General features: G+C 71.7%; 17 protein-coding genes. 4 read left to right on the top strand and 13 right to left on the bottom strand.

Annotated elements, in window-relative coordinates; all coding sequences use genetic code 11:
- Nucleotides 1–31: 31 nt before the first annotated feature.
- The 11 genes from hemQ to hemE form a co-directional block, all read right to left on the bottom strand.
- A complete protein-coding gene (gene hemQ / locus ABD287_RS15890) occupies nucleotides 32–745 on the bottom strand; it encodes a hydrogen peroxide-dependent heme synthase (RefSeq protein ID WP_344173852.1) in 714 nt (237 codons plus the stop codon).
- On the bottom strand, nucleotides 742–2142 hold the full coding sequence (gene hemG, locus ABD287_RS15885; protein WP_344173850.1) for a protoporphyrinogen oxidase: 1401 nt from the start codon (nucleotides 2140–2142) through the stop codon (nucleotides 742–744). Before hemG ends, hemQ begins: the two co-directional genes overlap by 4 nt.
- 143 nt (nucleotides 2143–2285) lie before the next feature.
- Entirely contained in the window at nucleotides 2286–3218 is a 933-nt protein-coding gene (locus ABD287_RS15880; protein WP_344173848.1) for a type II secretion system F family protein, read from the bottom strand.
- On the bottom strand, nucleotides 3219–5171 hold the full coding sequence (locus ABD287_RS15875) for a VWA domain-containing protein (RefSeq protein ID WP_344173846.1): 1953 nt from the start codon (nucleotides 5169–5171) through the stop codon (nucleotides 3219–3221).
- Nucleotides 5168–6631, bottom strand: coding sequence for a TadA family conjugal transfer-associated ATPase (locus tag ABD287_RS15870; RefSeq protein ID WP_344173844.1), 1464 nt, complete (start codon nucleotides 6629–6631; stop codon nucleotides 5168–5170). Before ABD287_RS15870 ends, ABD287_RS15875 begins: the two co-directional genes overlap by 4 nt.
- Nucleotides 6632–6633: 2 nt before the next feature.
- Nucleotides 6634–7803, bottom strand: a complete 1170-nt coding sequence (locus ABD287_RS15865; protein ID WP_344173842.1) for a CpaE/TadZ family protein — start codon at nucleotides 7801–7803, stop codon at nucleotides 6634–6636.
- Between the two features lie 10 nt (nucleotides 7804–7813).
- Entirely contained in the window at nucleotides 7814–8611 is a 798-nt protein-coding gene (gene cpaB / locus ABD287_RS15860) for a Flp pilus assembly protein CpaB (protein WP_344173840.1), read from the bottom strand.
- 21 nt (nucleotides 8612–8632) lie between these two features.
- Nucleotides 8633–9787, bottom strand: coding sequence for a pilus assembly protein TadG-related protein (locus ABD287_RS15855; protein ID WP_344173838.1), 1155 nt, complete (start codon nucleotides 9785–9787; stop codon nucleotides 8633–8635).
- Nucleotides 9775–10158 (bottom strand): TadE/TadG family type IV pilus assembly protein, encoded by a 384-nt coding sequence (locus ABD287_RS15850; protein WP_344173836.1) that lies wholly within the window; start codon nucleotides 10156–10158, stop codon nucleotides 9775–9777. The genes ABD287_RS15855 and ABD287_RS15850 overlap by 13 nt, the downstream gene beginning before the upstream one ends.
- A gap of 136 nt (nucleotides 10159–10294) precedes the next feature.
- Nucleotides 10295–10474, bottom strand: coding sequence for a Flp family type IVb pilin (locus ABD287_RS15845; RefSeq protein WP_344173834.1), 180 nt, complete (start codon nucleotides 10472–10474; stop codon nucleotides 10295–10297).
- Nucleotides 10475–10744: 270 nt separating this feature from the next.
- Complete coding sequence (hemE, locus tag ABD287_RS15840) at nucleotides 10745–11794, bottom strand: uroporphyrinogen decarboxylase (RefSeq protein ID WP_344173832.1); 1050 nt, start codon at nucleotides 11792–11794, stop codon at nucleotides 10745–10747.
- 72 nt (nucleotides 11795–11866) lie between these two features.
- Here hemE and ABD287_RS15835 point away from each other — a divergent pair, with 72 nt between their 5' ends.
- The 4 genes from ABD287_RS15835 (at nucleotide 11867) to ABD287_RS15820 (ending at nucleotide 15024) form a co-directional block, all read left to right on the top strand.
- On the top strand, nucleotides 11867–12439 hold the full coding sequence (locus ABD287_RS15835; RefSeq protein ID WP_344173830.1) for a DUF3000 domain-containing protein: 573 nt from the start codon (nucleotides 11867–11869) through the stop codon (nucleotides 12437–12439).
- Between the two features lie 113 nt (nucleotides 12440–12552).
- The gene (locus ABD287_RS15830; protein WP_344173828.1) at nucleotides 12553–13785 is read left to right on the top strand and encodes an HRDC domain-containing protein; all 1233 of its coding nucleotides are present in this window, start codon (nucleotides 12553–12555) and stop codon (nucleotides 13783–13785) included.
- 412 nt (nucleotides 13786–14197) lie between these two features.
- Entirely contained in the window at nucleotides 14198–14545 is a 348-nt protein-coding gene (locus ABD287_RS15825) for an AbrB/MazE/SpoVT family DNA-binding domain-containing protein (protein ID WP_344173826.1), read from the top strand.
- On the top strand, nucleotides 14542–15024 hold the full coding sequence (locus ABD287_RS15820) for a PIN domain-containing protein (RefSeq protein ID WP_344173824.1): 483 nt from the start codon (nucleotides 14542–14544) through the stop codon (nucleotides 15022–15024). The genes ABD287_RS15825 and ABD287_RS15820 overlap by 4 nt, the downstream gene beginning before the upstream one ends.
- Before the next feature lie 508 nt (nucleotides 15025–15532).
- Here the strand turns inward: ABD287_RS15820 and ABD287_RS15815 are convergent.
- Both ABD287_RS15815 and ABD287_RS15810 read right to left on the bottom strand, forming a co-directional pair.
- Entirely contained in the window at nucleotides 15533–16042 is a 510-nt protein-coding gene (locus ABD287_RS15815) for a hypothetical protein (protein ID WP_344173822.1), read from the bottom strand.
- Nucleotides 16043–16060: 18 nt separating this feature from the next.
- Nucleotides 16061–16699, bottom strand: a complete 639-nt coding sequence (locus ABD287_RS15810) for a hypothetical protein (RefSeq protein WP_344173820.1) — start codon at nucleotides 16697–16699, stop codon at nucleotides 16061–16063.
- Nucleotides 16700–16943: the final 244 nt, after the last annotated feature.

Genomic DNA, 16943 nt, shown 5'->3' with positions numbered 1-16943 from the left:
CGCCTTTTCGCGCTGGCGCCGCCGGCGGGGGTCAGGGCAGGGCGGCGATGATCTCGGCCATGGAGCGGCGGCGCCCGGTGTAGAACGGCACCTCCTCGCGCACGTGCCGGCGGGCCCGGGAGGCGCGTAGGTCCCGCATGAGGTCGACGATGCGGTGCAGCTCGTCGGCCTCGAACGCCAGCATCCACTCGTAGTCGCCGAGGGCGAACGAGGCGACGGTGTTGGCGCGCACGTCGGGGTAGCCGCGGGCCATCTGACCGTGCTCGGCCAACAGCTCCCGGCGCTCGGCGTCCGGCAGCAGGTACCACTCGTAGGAGCGGACGAACGGGTACACGCACACGTAAGAACGCGCCGGCTCCCCGGCCAGAAAGGCCGGGATGTGGCTGCGGTTGAACTCGGCCGGCCGGTGCAGCGCCATCTGCGACCACACCGGCGCCAGGTGCCGGCCGAACGCGCTGCGCCGCAGCGCCCCGTACGCCTCCTGGAGGGTGTCGCTGGACTCGGCGTGCCACCACACCATGACGTCGGCGTCGGCGCGCAGGCCGGAGACGTCATACGTGCCGCGCACCTCGACGCCCTTGTCGGCGAGCGCCGCCAGCAGCCCGTCCACTTCGTCCACGAGGTTCTCGCGCAGCGCCGGCAGCGGGCTGTCGGCGCGGAACACCGACCACATGGTGTACCGGACGGTGGCGTTCAGCTCGCGTAGGCGGGCGGCGTTGGACTGGTCGGCGTTGGGCTCGCTCATGGTGTCCCCTCGGTGAGTGCTTGCATGATGTGGTCGGCGGCCGCCTGGCCGGACTTGACGCAGACGGGGATGCCGACGCCGTCGTAGGCGGCGCCGGCCAGGGCCAGGGTGGGGTGGGCGGCGAGCGCGGCGCGGGCGGCGGCGACCCGGTCCAGGTGGCCGGGGCGGTACTGCGGCAGCGCGCCGCCCCACCGTTGGACGTGGCTGGCCAGCGGCGCGGGCAGCGGCGCGGGCAGCAGCCGGTTGAGGTCGCCCAGGACGGCGGCGGCGAGGGCGTCGTCGTCGCGTTGCAGGGCGCGTTCGTCGCCGTGCCGGCCGACCGAGGCCCGCAGCAGCACGGCGCCGTCGTGCTGGCGTAGGTGCTCCCATTTGGCGCTGAAGAACGTGGCGGCTTTGACGAGCAGCTCGGGCGAGGCGGGGGCGAGCAGTCCGGACAGCTCGGGCAGCGTGGCGCCGGCCGGTAGGACGAACGTCACCAGCGCCAGGCTGGCGTAGTCGAGCGCGCCGACCAGGCCGGCGGCGCCGGGTTCGAGCTGGTCGAGCAGCCGGGCGGCGGGTCGGGCGGGCACGGCGAGGATGACGGCGTCGGCGTTCTCGACGACCGGGGCGCGGGTGGGGCCGTGGACCAGGCGCCACTGGTGGCCGTCGCGGCTCAGCTCGCGCACCGGGGCGCCCAGCGAGATCCGGGCGGCGGTGGCAGCCGCGGTGGCGTCCACGAGGCGGGTGAGGCCGCCGGCGATGGTGGCGAAGACCGGCTGCCCGGGGCTGCGGGGCAGCGCGCCGAGGGCGTGCCGGACGGCGCCGGCGAGGGTGTGTTCCTGGCGGCAGGCCCGGGCCAGGCCAGGCATGGTAGCGGCCAGGGAGAGGTGGTCGGCGCGGCCGGCGTAGACGCCGCCGAGCATCGGGTCGACGAGCCGGTCGGCGACCTCGTCGCCGAGCCGGGCCCGCACCAGGGCGCCGACGGCGACGTCCTCGTCGGGGCCGAGCAGCGGGGCGCCGGTGTCCCGGTCGTCGGCGGTGGGGTGGGCCAGCGGCGGCAGCGCGCCCGGGTCGCCGGGGACGCCGACGAGGGTGCCGGCGGGGATGGGCAGCAGCAGCCCGTTGACGGCAATGGCGGCGCGCCCGGTGGCCGGGTGGACGAGTTCGTCGCCCAGGCCCAGCTCGCGGGCCAGGGCGAGGACGGCGGAGTCGCCGCCGGCGGGGTCACGGCACAGGAACGCCTCGGCGCCCAGCTCGACCTGGCGCCCGTCGAGCGTCCCGGTGCGCAATTTGCCCCCGAGAGCCGGGCTGCCTTCGTACACGGTGATCCGGGCGCCCGGCAGACGCTGCCGAACCCGCAACGCGGCGGCCAGACCAGTGATCCCCCCACCGACAACCGCGACCCGATCCAGCCCCATACCCCCACCCAACCACCACCCCCAACCATCACCCCACCCGGGCCCCAACCCCAAGCGGCGTTGACCATGACCGCTGCGGATGAATCGGCCGTGATTCACGCGGCAGGAGTCATGGTCAACAGCCTGGGGCGGGAGGGGCGGGGTTACTTGGAGAAGACTTCGATCATTTCGAGGACGGCGGGGCCGAGGATGACGACGAACAGGGAGGGGAAGATGAAGAACAGCACCGGGAACAGGATCTTGATCGGGACCTTCTGGGCCAGTTCCTCGGCGCGCTGGCGGCGGCGCAGGCGCATCTCTTTGGACTGCTCGCGCAGCACCCCGCCGATCGGCACGCCCAGGTCTCCGGCCTGCACGACGGCGGTGACGAAGGTCCGCAGCTCCGGCACCGTGGTGCGCTCGGCAAGCGCCCGTAGCGACTGCGAGCGCGACTTGCCGATCTGCATCTCCTGGAGCACCCGGACGAACTCGCGGGCGAGCGGACCGCGGGCGTTCTGGGCGACCTGCGCGACGGCCGCGTCGAAGCCGAGCCCAGCCTCGACGCTGATGACCAGGGTGTCCAGGATGTCCGGAAGCGATCCGACCATCTCCTGCTGCCGCTTGAGCCCCAGGTTGTAGACCATGAGGTCCGGGGCGAACAGCCCGAGCAACGCCCCTCCGATGACGCCGAGCACCGCGCCACGCCCACCGCCGAAAGCCGCGCCGACCAGGCCGCCGAAGACGGCCCCGACCGCCAGTGCCACGCCCTTAGCGGGGATGACCCGTTCCACCGGCCACGCCGGCGGGTTGCCGGCGTAGTCCAGGTGCCGTTGCAGCCGCACCACCGCGGCGCCGGGCGTCAGCGCCCGACCGAGCCCGCCGAGCCTGGCCCCCAGCGGGGCGCCGACCCGCTCACGCAGGGACCGGTCCCGGGGGGCGACGTAGCCGCCGACCGGGCGGGCCCGGTCCAGCGCCGCGAGCGAACGTTGGATGTCGGCCTGAGCCCCACTGACGCCGACCAGAGCGAGCACGACGATGACGAGGGCGCCGGCTACCCCGGCAAGTCCGATGAGCAGGATCACGCCACCTGGCGGCATCTAGACCTCCACCTTGACGATGCGACTGAGCCAGAACGCCCCGATCCCGATCATGACAGTGGAGGCGACGAGCATCGCGATGCCCAGCGGCTCGGTGTAGAGCGGGCGGACGTACTCGTTGCGGAAGAAGAACATCCACAGGCCCAGCACGATCGGCATACCCAGCAGCACCATCGCCGACAGCCGGCCCTCGGCGGACAGGGCACGCACGTGCCGGAACAGCCGACCCCGCTCGCGCATCGTCTCCACAGCGGTCTCCAGCACCTCGGACAGGTTGCCGCCGACCTCGCGTTGGATCCGGATCGCCATCACCAGCCAGCGCATGTCCTGGCTGCCGTTGCGCTCGCCGACCTTCTCCAGAGCGTCCTCAAGGTCGCCGCCGAGTCGGGTCTCGGCCAGCGCGCGGCCCAGTTCGCTGGCTACCGGCTCGGCGCCCTCACGCACCAACGCGTCGATCGACTGTGGCAGCGAGAACCCGGAGCGCAGCGAGCCGACGACCAGCTGCAGCGACTCGGGCAGCTGCTCGGCGAATCTGCGGGTGCGCCGTCCGGCGCGGAACCTCAGGTACCCGGCGCTGCCGAGCCAGCCGACGATCGCGCCCAGGGGCAGGCCCACGATGACCGGCAGGATCAGCGCGCCGACGATCGCGCCGCCGGCGGCGACCCCAGCCCGGATGAGCTGCCACTCGGCCGCCCGCAGGTTGCTGCCGGCCCGGTCCAGGGCCAGTTCGATACGTTCGCGGCGGTCGGGGCGGCGCACGGCCCGCTCGGAGAAAGACAGGGCGGCGGCGAGCATCTGGTTGCTGCCGGCCGCGGACGTCTTCGCGCCGCGCTGCGGGACGAACCGGTCGAGCCGACTGAGCCGCTGCTGGACCTCGCTGCGGCCCACCAGCGGCAGCAGGGTCACCAGCACCAGCGCGAACAGGGCGACGCCGACGACGGCGGCGAGAACGGTCGGGCTGAGCCCGGTGGCGCCGCTGACCTGGAAACTCTCCGGTCCGGTGGCGGCCGCCGGGTCGGCGCGCAGTTGGGTCGGGACGCTGGCCGCCAACGTCGTGCCGCCGACCGCCACGCTGACCTGGAGCGTGGTGCTCTGGCCGCTGAGCTGCGGCGGGACAGTGGCCCGCACGATGAGCGGCGGGGTGAGACCGGCGGCCATGGTCCGGAACACCGCCCGCAGGCCAGCCGCGTTCGCCGCTGGGAAGACCTCGCCGCCGGTCGGGCCGGTCAGACCCGCAAGCTCAGCCTGGTCGGCTTCGCCGAAGGCGACTGCGTCGACGATGGCGGTGGCGCGGGAGAGGTCGCCGGCGAGCCGGTCGTAGCGGGTCGTCGAGGCGGTGTCCTCGCCATCGGAGAGCACGACGACGCGTCGTTCGACGAACGCCGCTGCGCCGGGGGTCTGCCTCGGGTCGAGCATCGCCCGGGCCGCCTCGACCCCGTCGTAGAGCGCGGTCTTGCCGGTGGCGGTCAGCCCGTTCACCGCGGCGGTGAAGGCCGGCCGGTTGGCCGTTGGGGCGATCATGGCGCGGGCGACGTCGGAGACGGTGACCAGGCCGAGCCAGACGCCCTCGGGGGCGGTGGCGGCGTAGTCGAGGGCGGCGGCGCGGGCGGCGCCGATCCGGTCGTCGTTGGCCATCGAGCCGCTGGTGTCGAGCACCAGCACGACGGCCCGACGGGGCGCGTCCGGACCCGCGGCGCCGCCGACGGCGCGCACGGTGCTGTGCAGCGGGGTCTGCCCAGCGTGGACGGTGACGGTGGCGTCGGCCAACGACACGCCGGCCGGCAGGGCGCTGGCAGCCAGGAAGAACTCGACCGCCCCGGGGGTGGCCTGCACCCCGGTCACGGCGACGGCAGGCCCGTCGGCGCCCGCCGCTGCCGGCGTCAAGGCGAGCGTGGCGAGCGCGCACAGGGCCGCCGCGGCGGCGGCCAGGGCTGGCAGCCGGCGGACGGTCATCTCAGGCCGCCCGCCATGAAGGTCTCCGGCGGCAGGGTGACGCCGTAGGCGGCGAGGTTCTCCAGGAAGCGGGGCCGCAGGCCGGTCGGGCCGAGGATGCCACGGAACTTGCCGTGGGCGTCCTGGCCGGCCTTGAAGTCGAAGATGAACAGGTCCTGGAGGGTGACGATGTCGGCCTCCATGCCGATCACCTCGGTGATGTGAGTGATCTTGCGGCTGCCGTCCTTGAGCCGACTGACCTGGATAATCAGGTCCACAGCGGAGGCGACCTGCTCGCGAATGGCGCGCACCGGCAGGTCCATCCCGGCCATGAGGACCATGGTCTCCAGGCGGGCCAGGGCGTCCCGGGGCGTGTTGGCGTGCAGGGTGGTGAGCGAGCCGTCGTGGCCGGTGTTCATGGCCTGGAGCATGTCCAGGGCGGCGCCGTCGCGGACCTCGCCGACGACGATCCGGTCCGGGCGCATCCGCAGCGAGTTCTTCACCAGGTCCCGGGCGCTGATCTGGCCACGGCCCTCCACGTTCGACGGACGGGACTCCAGCCGCACCACATGGTCCTGGTGTAGTTGCAGCTCGGCGGCGTCCTCGACGGTGACGATCCGCTCGTCGTGGGGGATGAAGCTGGACAGCACGTTGAGGGTGGTTGTCTTGCCCGAGCCGGTGCCGCCGGAGACGACCACGTTGAGCCGGCCGCGGATACAGGCGCGCAGCAGCTCGGCGGTCTGCCGGGTGAGGGTGCCGAACGTGATGAGGTCCTCGACGCTGAACGGGTCCTTGGAGAACTTACGGATCGTCAGCGACGAGCCGTCCAGGGCGATCGGCGGGACGATGGCGTTGACCCGCGAGCCGTCGGGCAGGCGGGCGTCGACCATCGGGCTGGCCTCGTCGACGCGGCGGCCGACCCGGGAGACGATCCGGTCGATGACCCGGCGCAGGTGCGTCTCGTCGGCGAACTCGACGTCGGCGCGCACCAGGCGGCCGGAGCGCTCCACATAGATCTGGTGCGGGCCGTTGACCATGACCTCGCTGATGTCGGTGTCACGCAACAGCGGCTCGATCGGGCCGTGGCCCAGGATGTCGTCGTGGACCTCCTGGGTGATCCGGGCCCGGTCGGCTGTGGTGAGCGGGGTCTCCTCCCGGGCCAGCAGCTCCGACAACGTCTGCCGGACCAGCCCCTCAAGGTCGTCCCCGCCGCTCTCCGCGTCGTAGAGCTTCGGCCCGAGAATGTCGGCCAGGGTGCGCTGGAGCCGGGCCTTGACCTCGACGACCTTGTCGCTGATCGGACGGCCGGCGGCCCGGTACCGGTCGCCGCCACGGCCCCGGTCGCCCTCTACCGGTTCCGCCAGGCCCGCCGCCGAGGCGGCGCCCTGGACGGTCGGTGCGCTGTCGCCGTCGGCCGATGGGGCCGCTTCGGGCGCCCGGTTGCTGCCGAGGCCGCCGGAGAGTCGATCTGCCAGACCCATCGTTAGCCCCTCCGTCCGAACACCTTGAAGCCGCGCCGGTGGGTGGCCGGCCGGCTGGACTCGCCGGTGCAGCGGTCGGCCAGCTCCTTGATGGAGCGCGACACCGGGTGGTTGGGGTTGTCCACCGCGATGGGGACGCCCCGGTTGACCGACAGCGGCACGTCCCGCGACGAGGGCATGAGCACGTTCATCGACATGCCGACCGCCTTCTCGATGTCCGAGATCGTCAGCCCGACCTGCGAGTCGGCCCGGTTGAGGATCGCCAGCCGGCGCTCCTTCGGGTACTCCAGCAGCTCGAACATGTCCTGGGTCAACCGCACGCTCTTGAGCGTCGGCAGGTCCGGGGTGACGACCAGGGCGAACCAGTCGGTGAGGTCCAGGGTGGCCAGCACCTGGTCGCTGAAGTACGGCGGGGTGTCGACGACGATGTAGTCGAACATCTGCCGGGCCACCCCGATGATCTCGCCGATGAGTTCCCGGGTGACGTGGTCGCCCTCGGCCGGGCCGGCCGGCGCGAGCAGGGCGTCCAGGCCAGGACGGTACTTGGTCAGCAGCGAGCGCACCGCCGCCTCGTCGAGCCGCCCGGCCATCGGGATGGCGTCGGCGATGCTGCGCTCGGGCTCCAGCTGAAGCATGATCGCCACGTCGCCGAACTGCAGGTCCAGGTCGATGAGCAGGACCCGACGGCTGCCCCCGGCGGCCAGGATCGCCGCGAGGTTCGTCGACACGGTGGACTTCCCGCAGCCGCCCTTGCCGGCGAAGACAGTGATGAGCTTGGCCTCGCGTGACTCCGGTCCGCCGGCGATCGGACGCACGGTGGCGCCGAGCTGACGGGAGAGGTCCAACGACCGCTCGCAGGCCAGCGCCAGGGCGGCCGGCTCGGACGCCGGCACGACCTCGCGGACGCCCGCGCGGATCGCCTCGGCGAGCACGGCCAGCTCGACGACGCCGCGGAGCAGCACCACGCCGAGGCTGGGGTGGGCGATGCGCTGGCCGGAGGCGAACCGCAGCGCCTCGGCCATCGCCACGCCGGGTCCCAGCACCACGAGTTGGGTGTCGGGCTGCGCGGCGAGCGCCTGGTCCAGGGCGGCGAAGTCGTCGACGGGGGTCACCTGACCCGGCAGACCTTCCGGCCGCGGGGCGCCGCCGGGAGGCTCACAGTAGATCGTCATCAGTGGCCTCTCACGGGAACAGGGTGTTGTTGTCGACGCCCAGCCCTGGTGCGATCGTGGCGGTGTCGTCGAGCAGGGCCAGGTAGAGGGTGCCGGTCTGGGCGGCGTGGATGAGGCGCTCGGCGTCGGACTGGATCACCCCGACCGTGACGACGATGGTGGCGTTGGTCTTGGCCTTGGCGGGGGCGTCCGAGGCGGACGGGGTGGCCCCGGCGACCGATCCGGGCGTGCCCTGTTCGCCGACGGCGATCACCTCGACCCGGGGCAGCAGCACCCGGGTGGCGTGGTTGTTGGCGGCGTTGCTGTTGATGGAGGTGTCACCGGACGGGATGCGGCCCTTGCCGGCGCGGACGGTGAAGGTGTTGAAGATGGCGATGTTGGCGCCCGGCTTGACGAACCCGGCGACCCGGGCCGCGGCGCTGACCTCGACGCTGACGGCGAGTTTGCCTTCGGGCAGCGCCAGGCCGCCGGTGAGCTTGGTGGGCTCGCCGAACATGCCGCGCAGCAGCAGCTGGCTGGGCTGGATGTCGGCGGTGACGGCCAGGATGTCCAGGGTGATGCTCAGTTCGCTGATCGCGGTGGCGGGCACGGTGGCCCGGGGCATGATGACCTGCTCGACGTAGCCGCCGGCGCGCAGGCTCGCCCCGCTGGTGCCGGCCGGGATGCGTTTGGCGGCCACGAGCACCTTCACCGGGTCCCTGCCGGCGACCGCCCGTTCGTCGGCCGAGCGCACGTAGACGACGACGGCCAGGCAGCCGACGACCGCCAGCAGCAGGGCGACCAGCACCGCGAGCAGCCGCCGTTTCATCCGTTACCTCAATCCCCCGCGCTATCCGACAAGGTCGACCACGACCACGCCGAAGTTCGCTCCGGAGGTGGCTATCTGCCCTATCGGCAGCAGACGCCCGCTGGTGAAGTATCCGCAGACATATGTGGTCGAACCGCCGTGCGTGTTGGGGCAGACGGTCCCGCCGGGGAGCCAGGAGTTGGCGGAGGCGCCCGGAAAGCGGTAGCCGGTGAGGACGAACGAGGCGAAGCCGGCCAGGTGGTACTCGGTGTTCGAGCCGGCGCCCCGCACCCCGTCGTAGATCGGGATCGGGATCTCGACCCGGTCCTCGTGCAGTGAGTCGAGCGCGGTGCGGCAGTTCTGCGACGCCGAGGCGCCCGGGTCGCCGCCGTAGCTGCCGTCGTCGTCGACGGTCACCTCGCACAGGCCGGTGCCGTCCTCGTCGAGCCAGCCGAAGCTGCCCGGGGCGTCCCACCCGGACGGGCCGGCCGGGCAGCCCGACAGGCTCTTGGTGGTGTGGAACGTGACGACGCGTTCGCTGGACGCCGGTGGCGTGCCGCCGCCCGACGGCCACAGGTTGAGCCCGTCGCCGGTCAGATCGTTCCATTCGCAGACCGAGAAGGTGAGGCTGAGTCCTCGGGCGCGCGCCGGCGGGCCCCAGGCCGCGCGGGCGCACGCGGCGACGGTCGCGCCGGCGTATGCGCCGCCGGTGAGGGCCTTGATGAAGGTGCCGGGCAGGATGCTGCCGCCGCCCTGGATCTGGGTTTCGGTGTGCGCCTCGACGTAGTTGATGTCCGCGGGCGCCTCGCCGAGGCAGCCGGTGAGGTTGGTGGGCGCCGGGCAGCCGGGGCTGAGGTTCGGGCCGTTGCCGCAGATCGCGGCGACGCCGGCGGTGCCGTCGTTGGCGTTGGCGTTGGCGAAACCCTGCGCGGTGGCGTTCTGTCCACAGTCGGCGGCGGTCCGCACACACTGCTCGGCCAGCGCCCGTGCGGCGGCGTCCGCGCCGCTGAGGAGTTGCTCACGTTCGGCGTAGAGGCGGCCGACGTCGATGACGACGGCGCCCATGCCCATCATGACGCCCATGCCGGCGACGATCGCGACGATCGCGGCGGCCGCGCCGTGTTCGGAGCCCCCACGGCGACCGGGTCCGACGGCGGCACGCGCGCGGCGCAGGACGGCGCGGGTCAGCCGGCGCATGGCATCACTCCGGTGGCGGTCAGGATGATCCCGCCGACCATCGGTCCCAACGGGGTGACCGGGTCGAACGCCTGGGTCAGCTCGACGGTGGCGTTGTCCTCGGCGCCGGGGACGTCCGGGCAGGTCTCGATGACAGGGGTGGCGACGCCGACGCCGAGGACCGCCTCGATACGGGCCGCGCCGGCGGCCCCCAGGGACTCGGCCCGGGCCCCCTCACGGGCGGCCTCGGTGAGAGCGATCTGGGCGTTGAACATCCGTCCGAAGTCGATGATCCCGAACAACATGAGCAGCAGCAACGGCAGGACCAGGGCCATCTCGACGGCGGCGGCGCCCCGGTCGTCGCCCTGGCGGAACCGAAGCGTCGCGCGCACGTGGCGGCTCCTTGGTGTGAGGGACGGCCCCGCCGGTCCCGGGCCCAGGTCGCACGGGGGTACAACCTGGGCGCCGGAACCGGCGGGAGTCTGTGGAGGCGTCGGCGAACCGCCCGGCGCCCTCACGGCGCGTGGATCAGGGGGTGGTGACGGCGTCGTCGACGTCCTGGAACAGGCCGTCGAGGCTTCCGCCGAGCAGGGTGACAGTGGCGATGATGGCTACGGCGATCAACGCGACCATGAGGCCGTACTCGACGGCGGTCGCGCCGCGGTCATCCCGAGTCCGTTCGAGGAGAGCGGAGAGGTAGGCCAGCATAGGGGGATCTCCTTCTGATCAGGCGACCCCGTCCATGGGGCCATGTACAGATCGAGATCGGATCGCGACAGAAAGTCATTAGACTTCCCGCTGATTTTTTCAGTTGGCTTATGCTGGCGCTGCGCCCGCCGAAGGTACAGGCACGCCCGAAACGGGCAACCACGCCGCTCTCGTCGCACCTGACCTGATCGGCAGCCGGTCCGGGGCATTCAAGGACTCGTGGCGGGTCCGCTGCCCTAGGCGCGGGCCCGCCACGAACTCACCCGCCGGTCAGGCGGTCAGCTCGTGCGCCAGGGCGACGACCCGGGTCAGCACCTCCGGGTCGGTGTCGGGCATCACGCCGTGTCCCAGATTGAACACATGCCCGCTCGCGGACGTGCCCTCGGCCAGCACCCGGCGCACCTCGGCCTCGATCACCGGCCACGGCGCGAACAGCAGGCACGGGTCAAGGTTCCCCTGTACCGCCTGGTCCGGGCCGACGAGACGCGCGGCGACGTCCAACGGCGTCCGCCAGTCCACCCCGACGACCTCGACCCCGGCCGACGCCATCGCCGGCAGCAGGTGCCCGGCGCCAACGCCGAAGTGGATCCGGGGGACGCCCGCGCTGGCCAGCGACGACAACACTGCCTGCGAGTGCGGCAGCACGAACGTCCGGTAGTCCGCCTCCGACAGCGCCCCGGCCCACGAGTCGAACAGCTGCACCGCCGACACGCCCGCGGCCACCTGAACCCGCAGGAACTCGCCGGTGATCTGGACCAGCCGCTCGCACAGCGCGTGCCACAGCTCCGGGTCGCCATGCATAAGGGCCTTGGTCAGCACATGCGAGCGCGACGGCCCGCCCTCGACCAGATAGCTGGCCAGGGTGAACGGCGCCCCCGCGAACCCGATCAGCGGCGTGCCACCCAGCTCGGCCGTCAGCAGCCGCACCGACTCGGCCACGAAGTCGACATCACCGGCGACCAGGGGACGCAGCCGCTCAAGATCTTTCTCCGTGCGGACCGGCTCGGTGACCACCGGCCCGGTGCCCGCGACGATGTCCAGGTCCACCCCGGCGGCCGCCACCGGCACCACGATGTCGCTGAACAGGATCGCCGCGTCCACCCCGTGCCGACGCACCGGCTGCAACGTGATCTCGGTGACCAGCTCCGGCCGGCGGCACGACTCAAGCATGCCGACACCGGCGCGGATGGCCCGGTACTCAGGCAGCGACCGACCGGCCTGACGCATGAACCACACCGGGGTGTGCGGCACGGGCAGGCCGTGGCAGGCGCGCAGGAACGCTGATTCGCTCGTCGCGGGGCTCGTTAACATCACCGCCATGCTCGCATGCGCGGGCCGTCGGCCGGCGTGCCGGGCCGGTTGAGCACCCACCGAGCCCTAGGCTCTGCTGTCATGCAGCCGCAGACCGGTCTTCCCGACACGTTCGCCCGGGCGGTGGCGGGATTGCGGACGTGCCAGCCACGCGCCGAGATCACGTTGACGGAGGTCACCGCCCCGCAGCGCCTGGCCCCGTACGCCTTCGCGCTTGGCGCCTCCGTGTGCCGGGACAGTGATGAGGTGGCCACCGGCCGACTCATCCTGCTGTACGACCCCGAAGGCCACGAAGCGTGGGAGGGCCCGATCCGGCTGGTGACGTACGTCACCGCCGACCTGGAGCCCGAACTGGCCGCCGATCCGATGCTCCCGGCCGTCGGCTGGAGCTGGCTCATCGACGCGCTCGCCCAACACCGTGCCGCCCACCGGGCCATCGGCGGCACCGTCACCCAGACCATCTCCACCCGCTTCGGGGAGCTGGCAGGACCGCCCGCCGTCGGCGACTACGAACTTAGGGCCTCGTGGAGCCCCGTCGACCCCGACCTCACCGGGCACCTGCCCGCCTGGTGCGACGTCCTGGCCTCCACCGCCGGCCTGCCGCCGGAAGGGGTCACCGCGCTCGGCGACCGTCGCGCCAACTCGGGCGTCTGACCGCTCGGCCGCACAGGCCGGCCAGCGCCGCCCGCCCGCGACGCGCCCGGCCTGGCGACGCGCCGAGGCCGCCGGTGCGTCGGAGCGACTAACCCGACGCGTACGGTGTCCGGATGAGCGACGCAGCCACCTCGGGCACCGGAGCCCCCGACGCCTCCACCCCGCTGGTCGCTCCACGTGAGGGCACGCCAACACCGGTGATCGACGCGCCCGGGCTCGCCGAGGTCGCCGCCCGGTTCGCCGCCGGCGCCGGCCCCGTGGCCGTCGACGCCGAACGCGCCTCCGGCTACCGCTACAGCCAGCGCGCCTACCTCGTCCAACTGCGCCGCTCCGGCGCCGGCACCGCCCTCATCGACCCCATCGACCTGGCCGACCTGCGGGTCCTCGACGACGCCATCGCCGACACCGAATGGGTCCTGCACGCCGCCAGCCAGGACCTCCAGTGCCTGGCCGAAGTCGGCCTACGACCCCGACGACTGTTCGACACCGAACTGGCAGCCCGGATCGCCGGCTTCGAACGCGTCGGCCTGGCCGCCCTCACCGAATCCCTGCTCGGCTACACGCTGGAGAAACACCACTCCGCCGCCGACTGGTCCACCCGCCCCCTGCCCGACTCCTGGCTCACCTACGCCGCCCTCGACGTCGAGATGCTCGTCGAACTACGCGACGCCCTCGCCACCGAGCTGCACGCCCAGGGCAAACACGAATGGGCCGCCGAAGAGTTCGCCGCGCTCGTCCGCTGGGGCGGCCAACCGCCCAAACCACGGGTCGACCCCTGGCGGCGCACCTCCGGGGCGCACAAACTGCGCGGCCCGCGCGCCCAGGCCCGCGTCCGCGCCCTCTGGCAGGCCCGCGACGACCTCGCCCGCCGCCGCGACACCGCCCCCGGGCGCATCCTGCCCGACGCCGCCATCGTCGCCGCCGCCGAAGCCGACCCCGCCGACGAACGCTCCCTGATGGCCGTCCCCGGCTACGCCGGCCGGGCCACCCGACGCCTGGCCAGCGTGTGGCTGCGGGCGCTCGCCGACGCCCGCGCGCTGCCCGACAACGAGCTGCCCACCCAGCCAGTCACTGACGGCCCTCCCCCGCCGCACCGCTGGAACGAACGCGACCCGGCAGCCGCCGCCCGGCTGGCCCGGTGCCGCCAGGTCGTCACCGGATCGGCGTCCACGCTGGCCCTGCCGCCGGAGAACCTCATCACACCCGACACCGTCCGCCGGCTGGCCTGGATGCCCCCGGACGAGATCAGCAAGGAGACGGTCGCCGCGGAGCTGCGCGGGCTGGGCGCGCGGGAATGGCAGGTCAAACTCATCGCCGCCGACCTCGCCGTGGCCCTAGCCGGCTGATCGGTTCGCATCAACCGGCCAGGGGAGTGTCCGATGATAATCCGACAGTCCCGCCGCTGGGTGGCCAGCTCGGCGAGCCGGTCATCGGCGTCGGTGCGGTCGGATGCCGTGGCGGGCAGCAGCGGCCCGGACGGTCCGCCGACGGCGTGGCCGGGTCGTCTCGGGGCGGGCAGCAGGTCGCCGGTGAGGGCGGGGGAATCGTCAGACATCAGACTCCTGACCCGGCTCGGCGACGGCTGAAAATCTTGTCGGTAATGACCGTTACCGACAAGAGGCACCATACCGGACCACAAGTGCGGCGCGTTCTAAGAACATGGCGCGAATTCCGATCAAGCCAGGATCAGCGTAGTGTGGTGGGCACGGCTAAGCGGGCGGGGTTGTTGAACCCCGCCGGATGAAGGGGAGCTGACTCATGCAGCAGGTGGGGCTGGCCCGTCCAGAGCCCGAGACGATCCCGAGCCGGGTCACCGGCAACCGGGTGCAGATCCCCCTGGAGGTGCGCCGCACCCTGGACCTGAAGCCCGGCGACCGGCTGGTCTGGATCACCGACGCCACCGGCGTGCGGGTCACCACCGCCCGCGCGCTGGCCAAGGCGGTGTGGGCCAAGAACACCGGCGGCGACGCCGGCGATTCCGGGGAGTACGTGCGTGCCCAGCGCGAGGCTGAGGAGCAGCGCGTCCGGCACACCGACGAGGCTGACTGGGATGGCGTCGACACCGGCAGCTCCAAGCTGGCCGCGGCGCTGTTCCCCGGCGTGTGAGCGCCCCGGCCGCAGCGGGTAAGACCGTCCTGGTTTTCGACACCTCGGCGGTCCTGGCCTGGCTGTTGCAGGAGGCCGGTCGGTGGAAGCGGATCGACAACCTGCTCAAGCATCCGGACGTCGAGGCCGTGTTGCCGTCGGCGGCGGTCGCCGAGGTGCTGTACGGGGCGCCGATGCGCGGTAACACCGCCACCCGTGAGGAACTGCTGGTGAGCATGGCTGCGCATCTGCGCGTGGAGTCCGTCACCGCTGAGGACGGGGCGTGGGCCGGCGACCGCATCCTTGAATCCCACCGCAACCCGGTGGTCTGGCCGCCGGCGAAGAACCGGAAGAACAGCACGCTGGCCTTGGGCGACGGCCTCGTCTTGGCCGTGGCGCACCGGCTCGGCGCCCCGGCGGTCACCTTCGACGCCGCCTGGGCCAAGTTCCCGACGATGCAGTTCCAGCTGTTCAACCCGTACGACGTGCCCAACACCTGAGCACCACTCGGTCCGCGATCAGCGGGCCCGGACATGAGCGAGGCCCGCACACAACGGGGGCCCCGCCACTCCCGTGAAGCAGCAGGGTCAATCCCAAATCAAGGCCCAGGCCGGGCCCGGACCGTTGGACACCGCCGTGACCGAGATCCGCAGCGAGCTGGCTCGCGTGGATAGCAAGGCAGGCACGTTGCTGACGCTGGCCGGTGCCGCGCTCACCGGTCGGCTTGGCCGCGTTGGACCGCCCCGACCTACCGGCCGAGGCCAGCTACGGAGCCGTACGGTGATCGCTCGTGTCATCGACGGTGAGCTTTGACGCACGCGGCACCCACCGGATTCCCATATCGGGCAGCGGGGTGCTCGGTCATGTCGGCATGAAACATCGCAGGGCCGCCCCAGCTATCGGGGGGCCCTGCGTCATGTTCAGAGGCGTTCGTACTCCTCGTCTAGGTCGACGACGTCGACGTGTTCGTCGTCGTCGAGTAGCCGCGCCAGGCCGTCCGGGTCGGCCCTAGGATGTGGACTTTTCTGGCAGGTAGGCGAAGGCGTAGCCGCCGGTCGCCGTTGTCTGCGTGGTGGCGGAGAAGCCGATATGGCTGCTGGCTGTGGTCGGGATGCTGCGCCGCAGTATCTTGTCGCCGCAGGAGTGGCGGGTGCGGGCGCCGGGGATCTCGGCGCCGTTGTCGGCGAATGAGACCTCGAGCGTGGCTCCGCCGGTGCAGGCCAGCACGAATGTCATCGAGCCGATGCCGGGAGAGTCGGGCAGGGTATTGCCGAAAACCGGTGCCAGTGGACCACTTCCGCTGGAGAACCTGGTTTCGTCGTCGCTGTCGCCCAGCGCCCGTGCGAGTTGCTGCTCGGCTGCCTTGCCCAGCGCCGCCTCGGCGGAGGTCGACGCCGGCGCGGACGAGGTTGGACTCGTCGGCGACGGCGCGTCGGGATCGCGGTCATCGGTGGTGCAGCCGGTCAAGGCGACCACGACGGCGATCAGGCCGCCGATCCGCCTGAGTGATGCGGTCACGCTACACCGGTCCTTTGGTCAATTGTTGAATCGGCCGATGGAGAGGTCACCGACCTGCGGAGCGGCGATCCTACCAGTGGTCTTCTTAACTTTGCACGGCGGAACGATATCGGTTTTTGTGTAGGTGATTCGATAACCCTTGTTTCCGAGCACTGCGCGGTAACCCTTTTTACCGGTGTTCTTGTCGGTGACTTTCCGGCCGGTCTTGGATTTGTACTCGTAGCCGGCGCTGATTTTGAGACTCGTTTTTGCCTTGGCCAGCACCACGCCGGCTTCGGCCTCGGCGCCGACCTCGACCCCGAGTTTGAAAGTGTGTTCACTCTCCATGGTCCAGCTCACGCTCTGTCCGGGCTCCAGCCAGGTCGACATAGGGTCGGAGGTGTCCTTGATGAAGTGCGGCTTAGACTTCACGGAGTAGACGGGCGGATCGTCGACCTCTGGGCACTTCATCGCTGACGTGACGTCCTCGGCCTCGGTGGGCTCACCGACGAAGGTGAACTCCAGCTCTTCGCCGTCCACTACATCACCGTTTTCGTCGACAAAGTACGACTCGCCCGGCGGCTCATTGGCGAGGGCAACCCCTGCGTTACCGACGAGCGCCAGAGAAACCGCCGCCGACATGGCCGACAGCGAGCGGATCAGAAGCTTCCCGCGCATGTGTTCTAATCCATTCTATAAGCCAACTTTGGTGGCTCGCCATCGCAATACCACCAGTCCTGCTCGAATCGACGAAAGGCTAGCACGGATAGCGCATGCGGGCCTGTCGGCTATCCGACAGGCAGCGAAGTGATCTCACCAAGGAATTGAGCCTTTCCGGGCAACGGTGCGGTGACTGTGTGTCACGTGGTGCGGTCGGCTTCCATGTGTAGGAGCACCAGTGCGGCGGCGACGATCTGGCCGA

This window comes from Pilimelia columellifera subsp. columellifera, assembly GCF_039532605.1.
Lineage (GTDB): Bacteria > Actinomycetota > Actinomycetes > Mycobacteriales > Micromonosporaceae > Pilimelia > Pilimelia columellifera.
Note: the sequence above shows the minus strand (reverse complement) of the source record. Positions and strands in the feature narration are given on the sequence as shown.